Here is a 19955-nt window from a genome sequence, read left to right on the forward strand (position 1 = left end):
CTCCTATTTTAAGTTCAACATAATAACAACAGCGATGGCAATAGTGATTACCCCTTCAAGAAAACCGGCACCAACGTTTTGATCCCTTTGGATCTCTTCATGTAAAGTACTTTTAGGAATGATCACCCTATCAAAGAACCATCGAATCAATGGCAAAAGAATAAAAATAAACACACTGGTAATAAAGAAATCCCTGATGTTAATAACCCAGGATATAAAGTTGCCTGAAGTAGCCCCAAGAAGAATAACACCGATAGCAATTAAAGAGCCACCGAAGGACATACCTGCGGCTACATTATCCCGTTCAATCTCAACGTGAACATCATAGGAAGTAATAAAATTATATACGAAACCTGCCAGAATCAATACGAATTGTCCAAGAAGGTAGAACACAATCACTGATAACAGACCGCCCCCTTCCCCTTGTATTGATCCAGCAATTATCAAGGCAGAAGCAACATAAGAACCAAACTGAACGGCACCAGTCCCCACATTACGATCTTCAATGATTTCTTTACGGTTAGAGAACTTATACAATACAAGTTTATCATTAATGATACGGGACAAGTTTAAGAGAATAATACCAAAAGCAGAGTATCCACCTACCACTTTTACATCCTGCCATAAACCTAAAGAAGGCCCCATAAGAGCACCAATATAAATGATCAATACTCCCAAAAGATAACCGGCCACACTTACAGCTACAGCAGGATTATCCTTTGAAGTTAGCTCCTCATCAAGGGAATAAGGGGTTAATACATCATTGATGAATTTGGCTATCACCAATAAGGCAACAAATAAAATAACAAGCGACCCGCCATAGGCTATTTCATACAATAACTCATTCATTATCCGTGTCTCCTTCATTACTGAAAATATTAATTTGGGATGGATTCAGATACTGACTGACATAAGCCTCAATACCACCGGATTCCCACTTCTCTATGCTAAAATTATACATTTGATCTTCCGATTCAAAATCAACATATTGATAGGTCTCTGGTTGATTTTTATCTCCATTGCGATAGAAATTGGCCTTACCCGCTTCTTCAAAGTAGTACTTGCGTCCATCATAGGTAAGGGAGCCTTTTCCTTTTTTCTTCATAGCTTTTACATCGTCCCAAGTAACTGGTACTTGATTAGCATTTAATTTATCCAAAGTGAGAGTCACTATGAGTTCATCATCCTCTTCATATTCAAGCCAAACCTTGCCTCTCCCATCATTACCCTCTAGTTCATACCAATAGTATCCTCCAGACTGGTAAGTATGTTTGGCTTCGATACTCATATCAAAGGAAGCCTTGTCCCAACCGACATTCATTAAGCTAACCACACCGCCAACACCGACATTGGGCAGACTAAGATCTTTCTTCCTAGCCTTCAAAGATGACTTATCTTTTTTCTTAAAAACTAGATACAATCCTATACCTAGAATCAATAATAATATTAAGAACTTCATCTGTTTGATTTTCTCCTTTTCGTCCTTAGCAAACGCTGGACTTTTGACTTATTTGAATTACCCCCGTTACGAGCTTTTTTTATTGATTTACTGATATGTAATGTCGATTCATATTCTTCGATAAATCCACTACTTATAATACCAGTCGGCAATGCGACTAGGCCAACACCAAGGAGGGCCACAATACCGGCCAGTATCTTTCCCCACAAAGTAATCGGATAAACATCTCCATAGCCAACAGTTGTCAGAGTCGCGATAGCCCACCAGAAGGAAGCTATGATATTGGGAAAAGCTTCAGGCTGTTTGTCCGTTTCCAGGTAGAACATAGCCGTAGAGGCAAAAAGCATCAGAATAAAGGTCACAAACATGGTGACGATTAGCTTTTCTTTGGCCCTATTTAAAACACGACCCAATAACTGTAGTGAATTGGAATAACGATTAATCTTAAGAATTCTAAGTAATCTAGTTAATCTGAGCACCCTAATAAAACGCAGATCAATAGTGAACAAGAAAGGAATATAAAAAGGAATGATAGCAAACAAATCTATCAGAGCCATAGGGGTCAGTACATAATACAATAAGCTTCTTAGACGTGATGAGGCTGGATACTTCAGATCTGAGGTCAATAAACGGAGTAAATATTCAATAGTAAAAAAGCTTATTGATATGATCTCGATGAGTCGAAATAACGATTCATACTGTTCATTTACCTGAGGAAAAGACTCCAATATAATGGATATTATATTAATAGATATCAGAATAATGACGGTTTTATCAAACACCAGACTTGGAGTTTCAAACTTATTACCTGCAGGTTCAATTATATTAAATAGTTTTTTTCTTAGTACGATAAACGTCACAATATCGTCATCATAACTAAGAAATGCAATTTTTCCTAGTGAAATATTAAACACTAAGTACAATACCTATTACAGAGGGTCTAAGCATTTTTTTGATTTGGTTCAAGGAAAGGAGAGGACGGGACTAGTGTTCACAGATACACTGAGGTCCCGCCTTCTCAACATGCCTATACTAATTAAACAAACAAAGTCATTACATTAAGGATACAAAAAGAATCATATCTTTACATTTTGGGAAGAGGATCGTGTTCGGCTCTATTATAAATATCCTCTAACTGATTAGTAGATAGGGATTTTTCCAATAGGTAGGACCCAATTAGATACACAATGATAAGTGTAATATTAGTCACCACTGTAAAACCTAAGCCCATAGTAGACGACTGAAACACCAAGATAGGTAATTTTGCACTAGCCCAAATGGTCAAAAAGAATATGACATTGCTGTAACGTGCTCCTTTATTGAGCATTAATGCCGCTACAGGAAAAGCGGCGACTAAAGGACCTGCGGAGAAGGTACCAAAAAGAAAAGCTATACTAATACCAAGTAGACCCGATTCTTTGCCCATGATTTTGATCATCGTTTCCCTGGGAACCCAAACATCTAATAAACCAATGAGAATAAAGATGGGAGGTAAAACTTTCAGCATTTCCCAGAATTGAAACACCCCTTGCCCTGCCGCATGAAAAGCATCTTCCCTCGAATACAGAAAGGTTCCTATCATTAAAATGATAGCGGCTATCATCATGTTATTAGGTTTTCGTAATCTCATAGAATCACTCCAACAACTCCTGCGACGATAACAGCTGCAAATAAGGCCAAAGCATTACGTCTTAAGGTGGAAGCTAGGCCGAAAAACTTGGTTTCTGCCTGCATATACACGACTCCAACTCCCATTAGCGCTGTCACTAAAGCAGCCACTTGAGATAAACCAGCCCCTTGATCTATGAGTTCTGCTCCTAAGGGATAGGTCACAAAGGGGGGCATAAAGGCCACACTTCCCATCACTAAAGCGATGAGAATTCCCGTAATTCCTGATTCTTTACCCATGACAGATTGAATCATGGTTGGGGTAATATAAGTAAGAAGAACTCCAACAATTAAAAAGAGGGGAACCACTAAAGGAAGGATTTTCAGGAAAGCTTTGCCTCCTTTCTTTAAGCCCTTATAGGTTTTACCTCTATCTTTGACAAAGCTAAGGACGAGAAGAATGAACGCCAAAGCATATAAGAGGATGGTTGATATATTCATAATATATAAGACTTATTATATATATTAAAAATAATCAATATAGACAAAAGGGCTTAATGGATAAGCCCTTTATTTATTTTATAAGCAGAAAGTACCATTCTTGATAATGTCTACTGTCGATCCGTCTTTACAATAGGCGGTAACATCCACCTCTTCTCCACCAATCATCATATCTTCATGAACACTAGCAGGATTGAATCCCAATTCCATAAACTCTTCATCACTGACGGTTTTAGGCTCTTTCATGGTAAAATCATAGGCTTTTCCTAAGGCAATATGACAGGCTGCATTCTCATCATAGAGACCGTTATAGAATACAAATCCTTCTTTGGCAAAGGGAGACTGGGGATCAACTAAGGCCAATTCACCGATGTATTTACTTCTAGGATCAATAGCAAAGAAGGCATCTAAAGATTCCTTTCCCTGTTTGGCACCATAATCGACAACCTTACCATCCTTGAATTCAAACCAGGCCTCCAGTATTTGAGGGCCTAAGTTCTGATGCATTGTAAAGGGTTTTGTTAAGGCCACTCGACCTTCTGTCTTATTCCAAAGAGGGGTTGTGAAGATTTCATCAGTAGGAAGGTTAGCCATAAATAGTTGACCATCCTGTGTCTTATCCATTCCTCCAATCCAATGAGCTTTAGGATTGGGATAGACTTTGAGATCTGTTCCCGGTCCTACAAAATGAAGATACTCTGCCTGAATCTTTTCCATGGTCTGCATACGCTGGGCATCTTTAGCAGTCTTATCCTTCCAATATTGAACAGGATCCTCTTCGTCCAAATGCATGATTCGGATAACAGCTTGTTCATACCGTTCAAGAGCTTCTTCATCGCTGAGATGAGGAAAAGACTTTTTTGCCATAGGTATAGAAGGTAGGAACGTTAAACACCAAGGAAGCTGATTAGACATTTGAGCCTTACGCATAATGGAACCGACTTGAGATTTTTGCTTGAAGTAAGCTGAAGATCTATCTGAGGGTAAACCTTCAAAGACGTCATCTTCTATTCCTGAATAAATACCTATACTCTTCCAACCTGGTTGGGATACTTCTTTTTGTATAACCTGAAGGTAATTAGGGAAAAAGATCTCCTCCCGACTCCCCCCAATGGCTGCGGCATCAAGGAATTTATCGATGTAATTAAGCTTAACATAGGAAGCACCCTTGTTATAAACCAAGCGTACCAGATGTTTGGCTAATTCCCGCTGATCATGATCAATAGTAATGCTGATCTTGTCCTCTTTGCGGAAGTTAATACCGAAAAGTAATAGTTCGGATATTTTATCATAATATTTATTTAGCATTATAATGCTCCTTTCATAAGTTTTTTCTTGTACCAACGCCCCGTATTCCATCTAGCAGCAGAGAAAATACCTCTGAAGGATTCATCACAAGTGATTCCCCACCAGACACCAGCCAAACCCCATCCCAGAACATGGCCGAATATCAAGGCAAAACACACACCTATACCCCACATAGAAAGGACTCCAATAACAACAGGGTATTTAACGTCTCCTGCTCCCTTCATAGCATTAATGAAAACAAGATTAAAAGAACGACCTGCTTCAAGGGGGATTTGTATTAATAATAAGAGGGCGATGAGGGAGATCACTTCAGGATCCTTAGTTAATAAAGAAATCAGGGGATACCGGAATATAGCTACGACCGTAGCAATAGACACAGAGACAATGAAGGCAATATAAAAGACTCTTCGTACTCTGCGTTGAGCCTCGTCATACCGGCCTCCTCCAACTAAATACCCTGCCAGAATCTGACCAGCAGCGCCTAGGGATTGGGAACAAACAAAAATGAATCGCCCTATGTTCTGAGTATAGGTCATGGCCGCTAAAGGAGCGGTTCCGAAGGATGCAACAATACGTATCATAAAGAGTTGGGCCGTATTGTAACTAAGCATTTCTGCAGCTGTTGGGCCACCTATCTTAAGAATAGAGCTGTATATGGACTTAGGAATCCTGGCAATATCCTTAAAGGGAAGCCAGATATCCTTCATATTGAATATGAAGATGATCATGACAACAGCCCCTATTCCTCTGGCTATGGACGTGGATAAGGCGACCCCCGTAACCCCTAGTACGGGCATTCCAAAAGCTCCAAAGATAAAAACATAATTGCCAAAGACATTAAAAACATTGGCCCCCATATTGATAAGCATAGGGAGCTTGGCATAGCCATAGGATCTTAGAATGGCGGAAAAAGCTATATTAGAAGCCTGAGTTAAGGATGTTAGGGCAAAGATGACCCAATACTCCTTGGCAAAGCCTTTGACAGTGTCTGTAAAGCCGAACATATTCATGATGACATCTGTAGACAAGGATAGGATAACCGATAGAACGACACCTAAGAGAAGCATCATGTTCATAGCGGCTAAAGCAGTATCACCAGCTTCCCGTGGTTTATCCGCTCCTAAATGTTGTGATATAACGATACCAGCCCCATTACCGACAATGGCATATAATATCATTACAAAAAATGTCATGGTCGTTACAGGCCCTACCGCGGCTACAGCCTTAGAGGAGTAGTAACCAATCATGATGACATCCACATTCATAAACATGATTCGCAAAAACTGCTCAATCAATATGGGCCAGGCTAAAGGCCAAACCTGCATTCGTCTCTCAATCATAAAGTGCGAGTCTAGTACGATTGGTAGGAACACTCAAGTAGTTTAGACACCCTTTACGACTTTAGTTCCCCTGGCCAAGGGCCGAAATTACTATATGTGAGGTAATGTTTGATGAATTTGAAGTATAATGCACCAGTGACTATGACCTTTGGGATTCTCTGTGCCCTGGTTATGGCTTTAGATCTCTATGTGTTTCCTGGGTTAGGAATGAACTACTTCCTGGCACCAGGGCAGGACTTCGACTCACAAAGTGTATGGAATTATTTTGGACTTGTCTTTCATATTTTTGCCCATGATTCCTGGGATCATCTTCTACAGAACTTTCTCTACATTCTGCTCCTGGGGCCTGTTCTAGAAGAAAAATACGGGTCAAAAACCTTAGCTGTTTTCATCTTTATTACCGCTTTATTTACAGGGATACTCAATGTTCTTCTTATGCAGCCTACACATATCCTGGGTGCTTCAGGGATAGTCTTCATGATGATTCTTCTGGTTTCTTTTGCTGGAATTAAAAAAGGTGAGATCCCCATAACGCTCATTGTCATTGCCCTTCTCTACCCTGTCAAAGAGATAGCCGTTGCTATTCAAAATCCTGATGATGGGGTCAGTTTGACAGCACATATAGCCGGAGGCATATCGGGCACGCTCTTTGGTTTTGTTAAACATCTGGAAAGTAGTAAGGGGCGTAAAAAGAAAGAAGAAAGCCCTTCAGAGGCAACCATAGTCAACTGACATATCACCACACATTCTTATCTCTACAATTAAGTATGAATCATATGAGCCTTTGGTTCATTTTTTACATTTATGTACATTATTCGTATTAAATTCAACTTATTTTACGCTTTACGTATTTATACTTGATTATAAAACATAAAACGAATTACGCTTCTCTTATAAAGAGGAGGTATCAAACATGATTGTAGCTGTTGCTAAAGAAATTAAAGTACATGAATACAGAGTAGGACTAACACCTGCCAATGCCAAAGTATACGCAAAGAAAGGACATATTGTTCTAGTGGAAAAGGATGCTGGTCTCTATTCAGGATATACTAATGAAGACTATGAAAAAGCCGGTGCTCAGATATATGAGGATAAGAAAGCTATGTTCGATAAAGCGGATATGATCATTAAGGTTAAAGAACCACAACCATCAGAATACGATCTATTCCACGAAGGTCAGATACTATACACCTACCTTCACTTAGCAGCAGATAAACCACAGGCAGAAGCGTTGATGAAGAAAAAAGTCAAAGCAGTTGCTTATGAAACAATGGAAGAAAAAGGGAAACTCCCCTGCCTAAATCCTATGAGTGAGATAGCTGGACGATTGTCCATACAAGAAGGAGCTCGTTTCCTGGAAAGACCCCAAGGAGGAAAAGGGGTTCTCCTAGGAGGAATCCCTGGTGTTAACAGGGGAAAAGTTGTTGTTATAGGAGGTGGAGTCGTTGGCATTAATGCGGCCAAGATGGCTGTAGGAATGGGAGCAGAAGTTACTATACTTGATATCAATCCTGAACGTTTAGCCTATCTTGATGATATTTTTGGTGGCCAAGTGACAACTCTGTATTCTACAGAAGAGAATATCTCCCTATCGATAAGGCAGGCAGATCTTGTAGTTGGTGCAGTGCTGATTCCCGGAGCCAAAGCCCCCCACCTTATTAAGAAAAGCGATTTAAAAGAGATGAAACCTGGATCTGTTATTGTCGATGTTGCTGTAGATCAAGGTGGATGTTTTGAAACAACGAAAGCCACAAATCACGACGATCCTGTCTTTACAATAGATGGTGTTGTTCATTATTGTGTTGCTAACATGCCTGGTGCTGTTGCCATTACTTCGACACAAGCTTTAACGGGAGTCACTCTGAAGTACGGACTAATGATTGCCGATCTTGGAGTTGAAGAAGCAGTACGACAGAATGATACCATTAATAAAGGACTGAATGTATACATGGGCCATATGACCTGTCCCCAAGTGGCTGCAGATCTGGATCTACCCTATACAGCATTCAAAAACATATAATGCAACCAGATGATATCGATTGGAATATTATTAATATATTAAGAGAATCCCACCAGAATAATAATAGCCTAGCTCGAGAGCTAGGCATTTCTGAAGGAACTGTCAGACAGCGTATTAAGAAACTTAAAGAGGTGGGGATTCTGAAGATCAGAGCCTCTATCAATCCTGATGTCCTAGAGAATCAACAATTAGCCACCATCGCTATTAACATTGGTGAGTCATCCCAATTGGAAGCAAAAGCCAAGGAGATCGCCCAGTTACCCGGCGTATTGAACGTGTCCATTACCTCCGGAAGGTATGATCTCTTTGTAGAACTTCTTACTTTTTCCAATAAGGGTTTGGTTAAGTTCCTCACTCAAGAGCTCTCCACCATACAGGGGATCACCTCGACAGAATCCTTTCTTATGCTAAAAAGCTATAATCGTTATGTCTAAAACCCTACAGCTTCTTTGACTTTGTCTAAGGTTACTTTCGATTTTCCCATAGCCTTTTCACAACCTTCTTTGGCTAATTGTTCCAAATAAGAGTGATCTTCTTTGTAATGATGATACCGTTCCTGTATGGGAACTAAGTGAGCGAGGATGACATCCACTAAAGAATCTTTAAAAACCTTATATCCTTGAGGTTCAAATTGATTAATAACAAAGGAGCGGTCCTCCCCTGTCAAAGAGCAATAGATGGTCACAAGATTATTGATTCCACTCAGCTCTTCTCCTGTATCAAAACGTCCTTGAGAATCTGTTATAGCTTTAGAAATTTTTGCTCTCACTTCATCGGGAGTATCTAAGAGTGTAATATAGGATTTGGGATTAGGACTGGATTTGTCCATCTTCTTTCCTGGATCTTGTAAATCCATCACCTTGGCCCCCTCTGTAGGCAGGTAGGCTTCGGGCATTGTAAAAATTGAACCGTAGCGATTGTTAAATCGTTCTGCCAGATCTCGTGTTATTTCCAAATGCTGAACCTGATCCTTTCCAACAGGAACAAGACTGGTTTGGTAGAGCAAGATGTCCGTTGCCATGAGAATAGGATAGGTAAAAAGTCCCACAGTGCTTTCATGTTTCCTGGATTTAGATTTGAATTGAGTCATTCGTGACATCTCACCAAACATGGTCAAGCAAGAGAGGACCCAGGTTAGCTCACTATGATGGGGATTATGGGACTGAATAAAAATCGTGCTTTTATCTGGAGTCAAGCCACAAGCTAGATACAAAGCATAGAAATCCCATACTCTTTGACGTAGTAAATAGGGATCCTGTTTGACCGTTATGGCATGCATATCGACCACACAATAGATGCCATCGTAGTCATCCTGGCACTGTACCCATTGTTTGACAGCCCCGATGTAATTGCCTAATGTTAGCGTTCCTGAGGGGGAACACCCAGAGAATAGTGTTGATTGTAATGACATATTAGCCTCCTTATGTCCTTATGACTAAGAAGACTATCAAAGACAGGATGCACCTTTCATCCCAACTCACTATATCCGACAGCCTTCAAAGCCATCAAATACAGTTCGATCAAATGGCTTATTACTTAAGCCACCACCATGAGAGGTTTGTTGATCTGTTGTTATTAATAGGTGCTATTACCATGGAGATGATTATGATTATTCCTGCGAACTATGTCAACTTAGTTTGATAAGACCAAGATCTATTAAACCATAGAATATGGTATTCAATAGGAGGGAATGAACAAATTCACCTTTTTTAAAACGATCATAGAACTCTTCCAATGGCATTAAAACAAGTTCTAAATCTTCTGTATCATCCAGGTTTAGTTTATGAGTCTTTTCCAAACCTGTGGCAATAAAACCATAGGTCATATTATTCTGGACGGCAGGATTAGCGGCTACTGCGGATATTTGTTTGAAACTCCCACCAGAATATCCTGTTTCTTCCAGGAGCTCTCTTTTAATACCTTCTAATAAATCCTCTCCCTCCTCTACAATACCCCCGGGTATCTCGAGATAGGTTTCCTGGACACCATGGCGGTATTGTTTGACTAAAATGACTTGATTGTCCTTGGTCAAAGGGAGAACATTAGCCCATCTGGGGAATTCCAAAACATAACAGGGATCAATTAGTGTTCCATTTGGTAACTCACAAGAGTCTGCTCTCAGTGTTAAAAAATCACTTTGTACAATATATTCTGATTTTTGAGTCTTCCATTTCATAGCTTTTTCCTCATTAGAACCATAGAATACTGTAAGGTGTGCCAAATGAACAGTCTCAGCATTGATTTCCCTGTCTAAATTTGCTATAAAGGCGAGAATCCCCCTGATAATAGGAAGCATAATGCAAGATAAGTTAGAAGCAGCCCAGATCCGTTATAAAGAGCTTGAAATGCTTATTGCGGATCCCGACATAACGAAGGATGCTAAAAAATACAAAGAAACCATGCAGGAATATACCCATATGTCCGAGTTGGTTTCTACATATAATGAGTACAAGGATACACTCCAGGCTATTGCCGACTCTAAAACTTTGTTGGAAGAAGAGTCCGATCCTGATATGAAGGAAATGGCCAAGGATGAACTCACTCAGGCAGAAGAAGCTAAAGCTACTATTGAAGATAAGCTCAAAGTTCTTCTTGTTCCCCGTGATCCTATGGATTCTAAAAATATCATTGTGGAAATCAGAGCTGGAACGGGTGGTGATGAGGCTGCTCTTTTTGCAGCTGACCTTTATAGAATGTATTCCCGTTACGCAGAATCCAAGAAATGGCAAATCGAGATCATGGATATAAATGAAATCGAACTTGGAGGATATAAGGAAATCGTTTTCAGCGTTCAAGGAAAGGATGTTTTTGCTGATATGCGTTATGAATCGGGAGTTCACCGGGTTCAACGTGTTCCTGCTACAGAATCAGGAGGTCGTGTTCATACTTCAGCCGTAACAGTAGCCGTACTACCTGAGGCAGAGGAAACAGAAATTGATATCAATCAAAATGATCTTCGTATAGATACCTTTAGATCACAAGGAGCTGGAGGTCAGCACGTTAATACGACAGACTCGGCGGTCCGTATCACTCACTTGCCCACAGGGGTGGTAGTCTCTTGTCAGGATGAAAGGTCACAGATTAAGAACCGGGCCAAAGCAATGCGTGTACTTAGAGCACGATTATTCGAAATCGAAGAAGAAAAGAAAAATGCAGCTCGAGCAGAAAATCGTAAAAACCAGGTTGGTTCAGGCGATAGGTCTGAGCGTATTCGTACATATAACTATCCTCAAAACCGTGTTACCGATCATAGAATTAATCTTACTTTATACAAACTGGATGCGATTACCCAAGGGGATATGGCAGAAGTGATTGAAGCTCTTAAGTTAAGTGCTCAGGAAGCTGCGTTAAAAGCACAGTAATGACAGTACGAGAGGCCCTACTAGAAGGCCGCAACACTTTATCATCTAATGAGTCTCCTTATCTGGAGGCTCTTTTATTATTAGCTAAGGTCCTGAAGACAACAAAGGAAAAGCTCCTGGCCATGGGACCTGATGAGCTAACAACTTATGAACAAGAACAATTTCACTCTTTTATCAAAAGCCGAGAACAGGGAGAACCTATTGCTTATATATTAGGTTATAGAGAGTTCTACGGTCTTAAGCTTCATGTAGATCATCGAGTATTGGATCCAAGACCGGACACTGAAATCTTAGTTGAGGCCAGTCTGGAACTTATGCAGGATAAGGGGAACTTTCTGGATCTATGTACCGGCTCAGGGTGTGTGGCTTTGGCTATCAAGGATAATAAACCCCAATGGGATGTTCATGCTTGTGACCTCAGTACAGAAGCCTTGGATGTAGCCAAAATGAATAGTCAAAATCTGAACATTGAAGTTCAGTTTCATCATTCTGATCTACTATCTGATGTACCAGGAAAATATAACTTAATCGCTACAAATCCCCCCTATCTATCCCCACAAGAAACTCAAGACCGGATCAAGGCAGGATGGGTAGAACCAGCTATGGCCCTGGATGGATTTGGATCAGACGGATTGGAGCTGATTAGAAAAATAATCCCCCAGGCTATAGCCACTCTCCACTCAAAGGGTTATCTTTTAATAGAGGCGGCACCATGGCAAATGGTGGAAATAGCAAAGCTCTTCCATGAGGTTGGTTATATTAACATACAACAATGGAAAGATTTGTCAGGACAAGTAAGAGTTACTGGCGGGATGAGACCATGATAGAGGCAAAATTAGTAAGCAGAGATCAAATAAGTGATTTATTTGAAGATTTTAGGAAGACGTTAGACAGGTTCCCTCCTGAAGAACAGGATAAAATTATGGAGGCGGCCCATTTCGCAGACTCTCTTCATAAGGAACAGAAAAGAGCTAGTGGGGAACCTTATATCATTCATCCATTAAAGGTTGCGACGATTCTGAACCAAGATCTCAAAATGGATCCTAACACGATTATGGCAGGTCTCCTTCATGACATTATTGAAGATACAGAGATTACCAATCAACAGTTAAAAGATAAATTTGGGGAAGAAGTGGAGCGTCTGGTAGACGGGGTCACCAAAATCTCCATACTCCATGCCAAAAGCAAATCCGTTCAAGAAGCAGAAACCATCCGAAAGATGTTCTTTGCCATGATTAAAGATATTCGGGTCATCCTGATTAAGCTATCAGACAAAGTACATAACATGAGCACTTTACAACATCTGCCTCCTCATAAAATCAAACGAATTGCCACAGAATGCTTAGATATCTATGCCCCTTTGGCAGGTAGATTAGGGATATCCAATATTAAATCTGAATTGGAAGACTTAGCCCTAAAAAACCTTTACAAAGAAGCTTATTACGAAATAAAAGCCGTCGTAGATGCCAAACGTGGTGAGCGAGCTAAATACCTTCAAAGAGTAAAGGATAAATTACTATCTGCCGCTCATGCAGAGCGTTTGGATGTAGAAGTAGAAACAAGAGCTAAACACTTTTATTCCATATATAAGAAGATGAAGAAAAAGGGACGGAGTGCCAGTCGTATATATGATCTGTTAGGAATACGGGTATACTGCAATACCCCTTCTGAATGTTATACCATGTTGGGAATAGTCCATAAAAATATGACCCCCATTGAAGGCCGATTCAAAGACTACATAGCGATGCCCAAAGCTAATGGCTATCAAAGTCTTCATACCACAGTTATGGGGGATCAGGGTAAACTCATGGAGATCCAAATACGAACTCATGAAATGCATAGAACAGCAGAGTATGGGATTGCTGCCCATTGGATATACAAGAAAGGGACAACCATCGACAAAGTAAACACTGATGAGATTGCCTTTGTTCAAAAGCTTAAGAGCTGGGATAATATGAAATTTGAATCCCAGGAGTTTTTATCTGAGATCAAGGGAGAGCTTCTCAAAGATGATATCTATGTGTTCACTCCCAAAGGGAAAGTTATCCAGTTAGCCAAAGGATCTACAGCTATTGACTTTGCCTATCATATCCACACAGACATAGGCGACCATATTATCGGAGCAAAAGCCGATGGTCAGATTATACCTCTCAATAGACCACTAGGAAACACTCAGGTTATAGAGGTAATAACCAGTCCCAATGCTCACCCCCACATAAGCTGGCTACGTTCTGTTAAATCTGCCAGAGCCAGATCCAAGGTTCGAAGCTGGCTCAATAAACATGATGATGTCATTATTGATCAGAATATTGTAGCAAAAAGAAAATCCTTCCAGGAAAAACCGGAAGGAGAACCTCATGATAAAAAGAAAAATCTTCCTGAAGGTTATGAAGAAGGACGAATCCTTGATCAAAGCAAGGTAGGTATCAAGATCGATGGGGAAAGTAACCTCATGATTAAACTTGCCAACTGCTGTAATCCTACTATGGGAGATGATATTGTTGGTTATGTCAGTCGAGGCAGGGGTATAATCGTTCACAAAACAGCTTGTAAAAATCTCGCCTCAATAAATGAGATAGAAGATAGACAAATAGAAGTAGAGTGGGAGACCATTAGTCCTCTGGCCACTCGTCGTTTTAAGTTCGTAGCTAATAAAACATCAGATCTCTTTAGCGAAATCGAAGGAGCTGTCCGTAAACACAGAGGACACCTTATCGAAGGAAAGATAGAAGAGGATCATAAAGGACACTTAACTGGTCAATTCACCATGGAACTTCAACGCAAAGAGGATACTCAAAAAGTTCTTAAATCCCTAAGAACATTACCATCCATGTTAACAATTCAAAGAATTTAATAATACTTTTCTAACTTGACTATAAGGTTAGACATACTTAGCTTTTTATAAAATCTTTACTAAAAAGGACGAGTATATGAGTACAATTACTTTTCAAGGTAATCCCATCGAGACCATAGGGTCTTTGCCAAGCGTTGGATCCCAGGCTCCTGATTTTACATTAACCAAAGGAGATCTTTCTGATGTAAGTCTGGCTGATTTCAAAGGCAAATGGAAAATACTTAACATTGTTCCCAGTTTGGATACTGGTGTATGTGCTAAAAGTGCTAAAGAGTTCAATGATGAAGTTAAGAACTATAGCAACTTAGTTGTGCTTAATATTAGCCGTGATCTTCCCTTTGCTGCTACAAGGTTCTGTTCTGCTGAAGGTGTTGACAATATAATCCCTTTGAGTGAAATGAGGGATCAATCCTTTGGTAAAACTTATGGTGTCACAATGACAACTGGGCCCTTAGCGGGAATTCATTCTCGAGCCGTTGTAGTTCTGGATGATCAGGATAAAGTGGTATATACAGAGCAGGTTCCTGAAATAGCTCAGGAACCTAACTATGTAGAAGCATTAAAAGTTGTTAAGAAATGATTTTTCCAAGGAGATATCCCTATGAAATATTTAGGATATCTCCTTGATTGATCTATTAAAAGAAATGAATCCTGGTCAATCCTACAGAGACATTCCATCCATAACCCGATTCCCGTTGAGCATTCCAGCCCAAGGAGGCTTTGGTTATTAACTCAAACGAATAGGGAAGTTTAAATGCAAATCCTAATGAGGATCCTTGATAGAGTTCACTGTCATCCTGATCATAGAAAACATCATGCTCCAATAACAATGCAGCCGCCTGAGGGATAAAAACCCAGGTAGAACCCATATTAAGAAGAGGAGCATTTGTGATACGAAACTCATTAGAGTAATACCCTGTAATACCAGGTGAAGGTTGAAGATTGGAACTCTCCCCCACTACCCAACGTTCTAATTCGTAAGGATTTTCACTCCATAGATAAGAACCAGTCATACCCAACTGAAGGGTCTCCCCTATTACTTTGTTATAAGTAAGGGATACAATACCTTTAAACTCCGGCAGATCATCGTGGGTGTATTCTTTTCCATCTTCACCCCATTTTTGATGATCCAATTGATATATTATCTGATTTGATGATAGAAAGCTAATGCCTGAACTTAGATTAAATGCTGATGGTAATCCAGATGATCCACCAATCTCCAAACCAAAGTCGCCCACATAGGTCCAATTATTCTGAGGGGCTGTAAAGTTTTTTGAATCTGTATCAAAACTCTGGAACTTCATACCATTTGTCATATACAGGGAACTTCCCATTGGTAGATTCTTGGATAAGGTCAAACTACCTTGAGCATTCGGTCCATTAATACTCCAGTCACTGGTACGACCTTCATCGACAAAATCAACCTCATTTCCATAAACTTGGGTATCCCCCTTCAGGCCTATATTGAAAGGCATACCAGGACGTTCAGGCATCTGATAATCTAGACCTAAATAAACGCCAGCAAACAAAACTGTGAATTGATTGCCTGTTCCTAACCAATTTTGGTCCAAATACATTAAAATAGGAGTAGCAGACATGTCTAACTCGTTTTCATAAGTCCCATATAAGTTAGCTTCAGCAAGTAGACCCACCCCTCTCATTTTTAATTCCACAGGATATACGTCTATTTTAACATTTTGATCATCGATAGGGGTTACTTTGATGGAACAGGAACTTATGAATGGATAAGCCAAAATAGAATCATTTATTTTCTGTTTTGTATCTACTCTATAGATAGTATCTACATACTCATCAAGGGCTCTATCAAGAATTTCTTTATTACCAGAGAGGTCTCCTTGAATGGTAATAGAGATAATAGAGTATTCCTTTTCGTCTATAGCTATATCTCCCAGGATAATATTGGCTGGTGTGTAATTCTCATCGACTTCTAGAACTCGAAGGTAAAACTCTTTCGCTTTTTCTACATTACCAGTTTGTTGGTGGTACTTTCCATTAAGCATGAGAGCGGAAACACTATCAGGGTGAACTTCCAATAACTGATCCAATAGCTCTCTTCCCTTCTCCTCATTACCCCCTGCATTTGGAGGAAACATTAAGAGAGAAGCAATCTCGAGGACTTGGGCATCAAGATTGTCAGGGTTCAATCTCAAAGATTCCTTTACGGCATTCTTCTTGGAATTATTATACTTAAGCCAAGAAGCTCCATCCACTATGAGAGCATCATAAAGTGCGGCAAGACGATAATAATCTTGGGAAGTAGCTTCATCAGGATTATTTCTTATTTTAGTTTTAATTAGGGAAATAGTATCTTCAGCTGTTTGTTGAATATCATCAGTTGTGGATTGATATTTTACCTCTTCAAAGCGTTGAAAGGCTTCATCAACACTATCGCTGAAGGAGAAAGAAAGGATAGTGGTAAAGCCCAATATTAATAAACTTAATTTTTTCACAGTAACGGCACTCCTTGTATGTTTACTACTCTTTATGTATGTTCAGTAAGGGGGGAATCTGTTACTTTTTTTAGTCACGGGATTATTTGTTATGGTTAATAAATTAAAGAACCTTGTTCATTTGCTTACAGAAAGAGGAATTGATGGACATTGGAAAATCAAGAAAGATGAAATATTTAACATATTAGATTTAGACATTAGACAAGTTTATCAAGATATTCATCGAAGCAAAACCCCCCTACTTAATTTCCATAAAGAGCTATATAAGGACAAAGATTCGGGGACTTTAATTAGTCTTTTAGAAACCCTGGGGTACTTTCAAGCAGAACGTCTTTTCGTACAAAAGGGACTACATTTAGGCTATGATGATATTATTACCCTTCAAGAGGATTTTCTCAAAGAAATTCAAACAGCGACAGAAATACATACAATGGACTTTTACACCTTTCTTAATATGTATGACCACAGCAAAAACTTTCATCTTGCCTATCCCTTATATATTGAAGAATTCTTTCCTTTAGCCTATTTGAAAAAACAAACTCTAGATAGCTTTCTTATAGGAAAGCCAAATTACAAAACAAATCCAGGCAGAACAAGAATCGAAGAGATGCTTGATGAGCTTGTTAAACGCCGTATATTGGATTATTACAATTTATTCTCACCCGTACTTAAACAATTACGGGAGTTTATACTTACTCAAAGAGAGGCTCCGGAAATTCGGCCCAGAGAACGTATTGGGGAAGATAAGGGAAGGGAAACCTTAACAACGGATCCCTTAATGAAGTATCGAACACTTCTCAATCTGCCCCGGCAATTTGATCTAGCAGACCTGAAACAAGCTTACAAAAAAATGATGAGAGAGTATCATCCTGATGTGAATCCTAGGGGCTTAGAGATGTCAAAACGTATTAATGAAGCTTATGGTGTTCTATTGGAGAGCAAAAAAAGGTCTAACTGAAATGATACAGCTAGACCTTGAACACAATATATAGAGGCTATTACCCTTTTGTAAGAAATTCCTTTCCAGGTGTCCACCCACAGGGAACAAGCTTTCCTTCTGCTTCATTTTTAAAGACTTCGAGTGTTCGTAGAACCTCGTCTACGTTTCGTCCACCTTCACCATGATTAACATGTGCAGCTTTAAGAGTTCCTTCTGGATCAATAATAAAAGTACCTCTCCAAGCAACACCCTTTTCATCATCATAAATACCATAGGCAGCACTAATCTCACCTGTTTTATCAGAGGCATGAGGATGCTCTAATCTACCTAAATCTTTACGGTCCTGCCATGCAAGATGAGAGAATACTGAGTCGCAAGAACAAGCTACTAATTCAGCACCTAATTCCTTAAACTTAGGATATAGTTCATTAAACCTTTTGATTTCTGTCGGACAAACAAATGTGAAGTCTAAGGGATAAAAATATAGAACAGTCCACTTGCCAGCAGCCTTGATCTCTTCTAGAGAAACCTTTCCAAAACGGTCAAGACCCTCCCCTTCTGCTAATACAGCTTCCATTTCAAAGTTGGGAGCAGGTTTTCCAACCTTTGCTTCTGTGTAATATGCTTCAGACATTTACAGTTTTCCTCCATTTAGTTAATAGTAATAATTACTATTTATCAAATAAATGAACTTTTGAAAAGGCTTTTTAGGAATTATTATTAATTATCATAAACTTTGTACTTCTTTACCAGAGGAATAAAAAAGACTACACTAGCTACCATGGCTCTTAACATTGTATTAGTGGAACCCGAGATCCCTCAAAACACGGGAAATATCGCAAGAACTTGTGCTGCCTTGGGGGTGACTCTTCATTTGATTGAACCCTTAGGATTTAAAATAGATGAAAAGCAAGTACGCAGGGCTGGATTGGATTATTGGCCTTATCTGACTTTACATACCTATCCTAATTTGGATGATTTTTTTGCCAAGAATCCAGGAATCTATTATATGGCCACAACTAAAGCTGAACATACTTATTCAGATCCCCAGTATAGCCAGGATCAAGATGTGTATTTAATGTTTGGTAAGGAAAGCGCTGGCTTACCTGAAGAATTGCTAGTACAACATAGACAAAATTGTGTAAGAATCCCTATGAAAGAAGTAGCAAGATCACTGAATTTGTCTAATGCAGTAGCTATCATGTCCTATGAAGTTATGCGTCAATGGAACTTTCCTACCTTGGAAGAGGAAGGACAATTACATAGACTAAAGTGGAATGACGAGGGTAAATAAATGATAAAAATTGGTGTAATCGGATTTGGCAATATGGGCGAAGCCCTAACAGCGGGTATGATTAAAAATCTGGACCCTTTTGAACTTTTAGTATGTTCACGCAGTAAGCCATCAGTACAAAAAGCCAGTGAATCCTATAACGCAAAGATATATAGTGACCCTTGTGATTTAGTTGAGGCATCTGACTTTATCATACTCAGTATTAAGCCCCAAGATATGATTCCCATGTTAGAAAAAATAAGCCCCTATTGTGACAATAAAAAGGGAATTATATCTGTCGCAGCAGGGATAAAATTATCTCTATTACGAGACTATATCAAAGAAGCCTCCCTAAGTCGCTTTATGCCCAATCTGGCAGCTAAAGTGGGCTCCAGCCCTGTTGCTGTATCCTTTCCTGATGATACAAATCAGAACTTTAAAGATAAAGCTCTAAGTTTTGCCAGTGCTGTTGGCAAAGCCTATGAGATGAAAGAAGAGCTAATATCGGCTTTTATCGGAATATCCGGTTCAGGAATAGCCTACCTCTTTGATGTTATTCATGGCTTGGCTTTAGGTGGAACCAGAGAAGGTTTGGCATATAGCAAAAGTCTGGAAATTGTTTTAGACACTATGGAAGGAGCTGCAAAAGTTCTTAAATCTAATGAGGAAAATCCTGCAGCCATGTTAAGCAAAGTCACCTCTCCTGCTGGTACAACTATTGAAGGAGTCAAGGCCTTGGCAGAAGGTAAATTACAAGATACATTGATGGAAGCCGTTCACCGTGCTGCAACCAGATCAAGAGAATTGGAAGGATAGAAA

The 19955-nt window shown here is 39.6% G+C and carries 22 protein-coding genes; 11 read left to right on the top strand and 11 right to left on the bottom strand.

Annotation, left to right across the window (positions count from 1 at the left end; genetic code table 11):
- Positions 1–3 precede the first annotated feature (3 nt).
- The 7 genes from K345_RS0114235 to K345_RS0114265 all read right to left on the bottom strand — a co-directional run bounded on the left by K345_RS0114235 (position 4) and on the right by K345_RS0114265 (position 6216).
- Entirely contained in the window at positions 4–849 is an 846-nt protein-coding gene (locus K345_RS0114235; protein ID WP_037572493.1) for a DUF350 domain-containing protein, read from the bottom strand.
- Positions 842–1459: a DUF4178 domain-containing protein gene (locus K345_RS0114240; RefSeq protein ID WP_028974737.1), complete on the bottom strand. Its 618-nt coding sequence runs from the start codon at positions 1457–1459 to the stop codon at positions 842–844. Before K345_RS0114240 ends, K345_RS0114235 begins: the two co-directional genes overlap by 8 nt.
- On the bottom strand, positions 1456–2373 hold the full coding sequence (locus K345_RS21225; protein ID WP_053228332.1) for an ion transporter: 918 nt from the start codon (positions 2371–2373) through the stop codon (positions 1456–1458). Before K345_RS21225 ends, K345_RS0114240 begins: the two co-directional genes overlap by 4 nt.
- A 170-nt stretch (positions 2374–2543) precedes the next feature.
- On the bottom strand, positions 2544–3089 hold the full coding sequence (locus tag K345_RS21230; protein ID WP_053228333.1) for a permease: 546 nt from the start codon (positions 3087–3089) through the stop codon (positions 2544–2546).
- Entirely contained in the window at positions 3086–3568 is a 483-nt protein-coding gene (locus K345_RS23375; RefSeq protein ID WP_037572495.1) for a hypothetical protein, read from the bottom strand. Before K345_RS23375 ends, K345_RS21230 begins: the two co-directional genes overlap by 4 nt.
- Before the next feature lie 78 nt (positions 3569–3646).
- Positions 3647–4876, bottom strand: coding sequence for an aminopeptidase (locus tag K345_RS0114260; RefSeq protein WP_028974739.1), 1230 nt, complete (start codon positions 4874–4876; stop codon positions 3647–3649).
- Positions 4876–6216, bottom strand: a complete 1341-nt coding sequence (locus K345_RS0114265; protein WP_037572498.1) for an MATE family efflux transporter — start codon at positions 6214–6216, stop codon at positions 4876–4878. The genes K345_RS0114260 and K345_RS0114265 overlap by 1 nt, the downstream gene beginning before the upstream one ends.
- 111 nt (positions 6217–6327) lie before the next feature.
- Here K345_RS0114265 and K345_RS0114270 point away from each other — a divergent pair, with 111 nt between their 5' ends.
- From K345_RS0114270 to K345_RS0114280, 3 genes are all read left to right on the top strand, one after another.
- Positions 6328–6948, top strand: coding sequence for a rhomboid family intramembrane serine protease (locus tag K345_RS0114270; RefSeq protein ID WP_028974741.1), 621 nt, complete (start codon positions 6328–6330; stop codon positions 6946–6948).
- 181 nt (positions 6949–7129) lie between these two features.
- A complete protein-coding gene (ald, locus tag K345_RS0114275) occupies positions 7130–8236 on the top strand; it encodes an alanine dehydrogenase (RefSeq protein WP_028974742.1) in 1107 nt (368 codons plus the stop codon).
- Positions 8236–8670: an Lrp/AsnC family transcriptional regulator gene (locus tag K345_RS0114280; RefSeq protein WP_037572501.1), complete on the top strand. Its 435-nt coding sequence runs from the start codon at positions 8236–8238 to the stop codon at positions 8668–8670. The genes ald and K345_RS0114280 overlap by 1 nt, the downstream gene beginning before the upstream one ends.
- On the opposite strand, the gene trpS is transcribed toward K345_RS0114280, so the two are convergent.
- Complete coding sequence (gene trpS, locus K345_RS0114285; RefSeq protein WP_028974744.1) at positions 8667–9647, bottom strand: tryptophan--tRNA ligase; 981 nt, start codon at positions 9645–9647, stop codon at positions 8667–8669. The genes K345_RS0114280 and trpS overlap by 4 nt on opposite strands.
- Before the next feature lie 20 nt (positions 9648–9667).
- Between trpS and K345_RS23175 the strand changes: the two genes are divergently transcribed.
- Complete coding sequence (locus tag K345_RS23175) at positions 9668–9877, top strand: hypothetical protein (RefSeq protein ID WP_156888417.1); 210 nt, start codon at positions 9668–9670, stop codon at positions 9875–9877.
- Here the strand turns inward: K345_RS23175 and K345_RS0114290 are convergent.
- On the bottom strand, positions 9864–10412 hold the full coding sequence (locus tag K345_RS0114290; RefSeq protein ID WP_028974745.1) for an NUDIX hydrolase: 549 nt from the start codon (positions 10410–10412) through the stop codon (positions 9864–9866). The two genes, K345_RS23175 and K345_RS0114290, sit on opposite strands and share 14 nt — an antisense overlap.
- Before the next feature lie 121 nt (positions 10413–10533).
- Between K345_RS0114290 and prfA the strand changes: the two genes are divergently transcribed.
- From prfA to tpx, 4 genes are all read left to right on the top strand, one after another.
- Positions 10534–11598, top strand: a complete 1065-nt coding sequence (gene prfA / locus K345_RS0114295) for a peptide chain release factor 1 (RefSeq protein WP_028974746.1) — start codon at positions 10534–10536, stop codon at positions 11596–11598.
- Positions 11598–12422, top strand: a complete 825-nt coding sequence (gene prmC, locus K345_RS0114300; RefSeq protein WP_028974747.1) for a peptide chain release factor N(5)-glutamine methyltransferase — start codon at positions 11598–11600, stop codon at positions 12420–12422. The genes prfA and prmC overlap by 1 nt, the downstream gene beginning before the upstream one ends.
- Positions 12419–14452: a RelA/SpoT family protein gene (locus K345_RS0114305; RefSeq protein ID WP_083963786.1), complete on the top strand. Its 2034-nt coding sequence runs from the start codon at positions 12419–12421 to the stop codon at positions 14450–14452. Before prmC ends, K345_RS0114305 begins: the two co-directional genes overlap by 4 nt.
- A gap of 76 nt (positions 14453–14528) precedes the next feature.
- Positions 14529–15032 carry a thiol peroxidase gene (tpx, locus tag K345_RS0114310; protein ID WP_028974749.1) on the top strand — a complete coding sequence of 168 codons (504 nt, stop codon included), beginning with the start codon at positions 14529–14531 and terminating at the stop codon, positions 15030–15032.
- A 55-nt stretch (positions 15033–15087) separates the two neighbouring features.
- Here the strand turns inward: tpx and K345_RS0114315 are convergent, their stop codons facing one another.
- Positions 15088–16923 (bottom strand): tetratricopeptide repeat protein, encoded by a 1836-nt coding sequence (locus K345_RS0114315; RefSeq protein WP_028974750.1) that lies wholly within the window; start codon positions 16921–16923, stop codon positions 15088–15090.
- A gap of 91 nt (positions 16924–17014) precedes the next feature.
- Between K345_RS0114315 and K345_RS0114320 the strand changes: the two genes are divergently transcribed.
- Positions 17015–17881 (top strand): J domain-containing protein, encoded by an 867-nt coding sequence (locus K345_RS0114320; RefSeq protein ID WP_028974751.1) that lies wholly within the window; start codon positions 17015–17017, stop codon positions 17879–17881.
- 40 nt (positions 17882–17921) lie between these two features.
- Here K345_RS0114320 and K345_RS0114325 read toward each other — a convergent pair whose 3' ends face one another.
- Entirely contained in the window at positions 17922–18497 is a 576-nt protein-coding gene (locus K345_RS0114325; protein ID WP_028974752.1) for a peroxiredoxin, read from the bottom strand.
- Between the two features lie 147 nt (positions 18498–18644).
- Between K345_RS0114325 and K345_RS0114330 the strand changes: the two genes are divergently transcribed.
- Together K345_RS0114330 and proC are read left to right on the top strand one after the other, a co-directional pair.
- Complete coding sequence (locus K345_RS0114330) at positions 18645–19157, top strand: tRNA (cytidine(34)-2'-O)-methyltransferase (RefSeq protein WP_028974753.1); 513 nt, start codon at positions 18645–18647, stop codon at positions 19155–19157.
- Positions 19158–19952, top strand: coding sequence for a pyrroline-5-carboxylate reductase (proC, locus tag K345_RS0114335; RefSeq protein ID WP_028974754.1), 795 nt, complete (start codon positions 19158–19160; stop codon positions 19950–19952). It abuts the gene before it with no gap.
- Positions 19953–19955 lie beyond the last annotated feature (3 nt).

Origin of the sequence: Spirochaeta cellobiosiphila DSM 17781 (genome assembly GCF_000426705.1) — a bacterium.
Classification (GTDB): domain Bacteria; phylum Spirochaetota; class Spirochaetia; order DSM-17781; family DSM-17781; genus Spirochaeta_E; species Spirochaeta_E cellobiosiphila.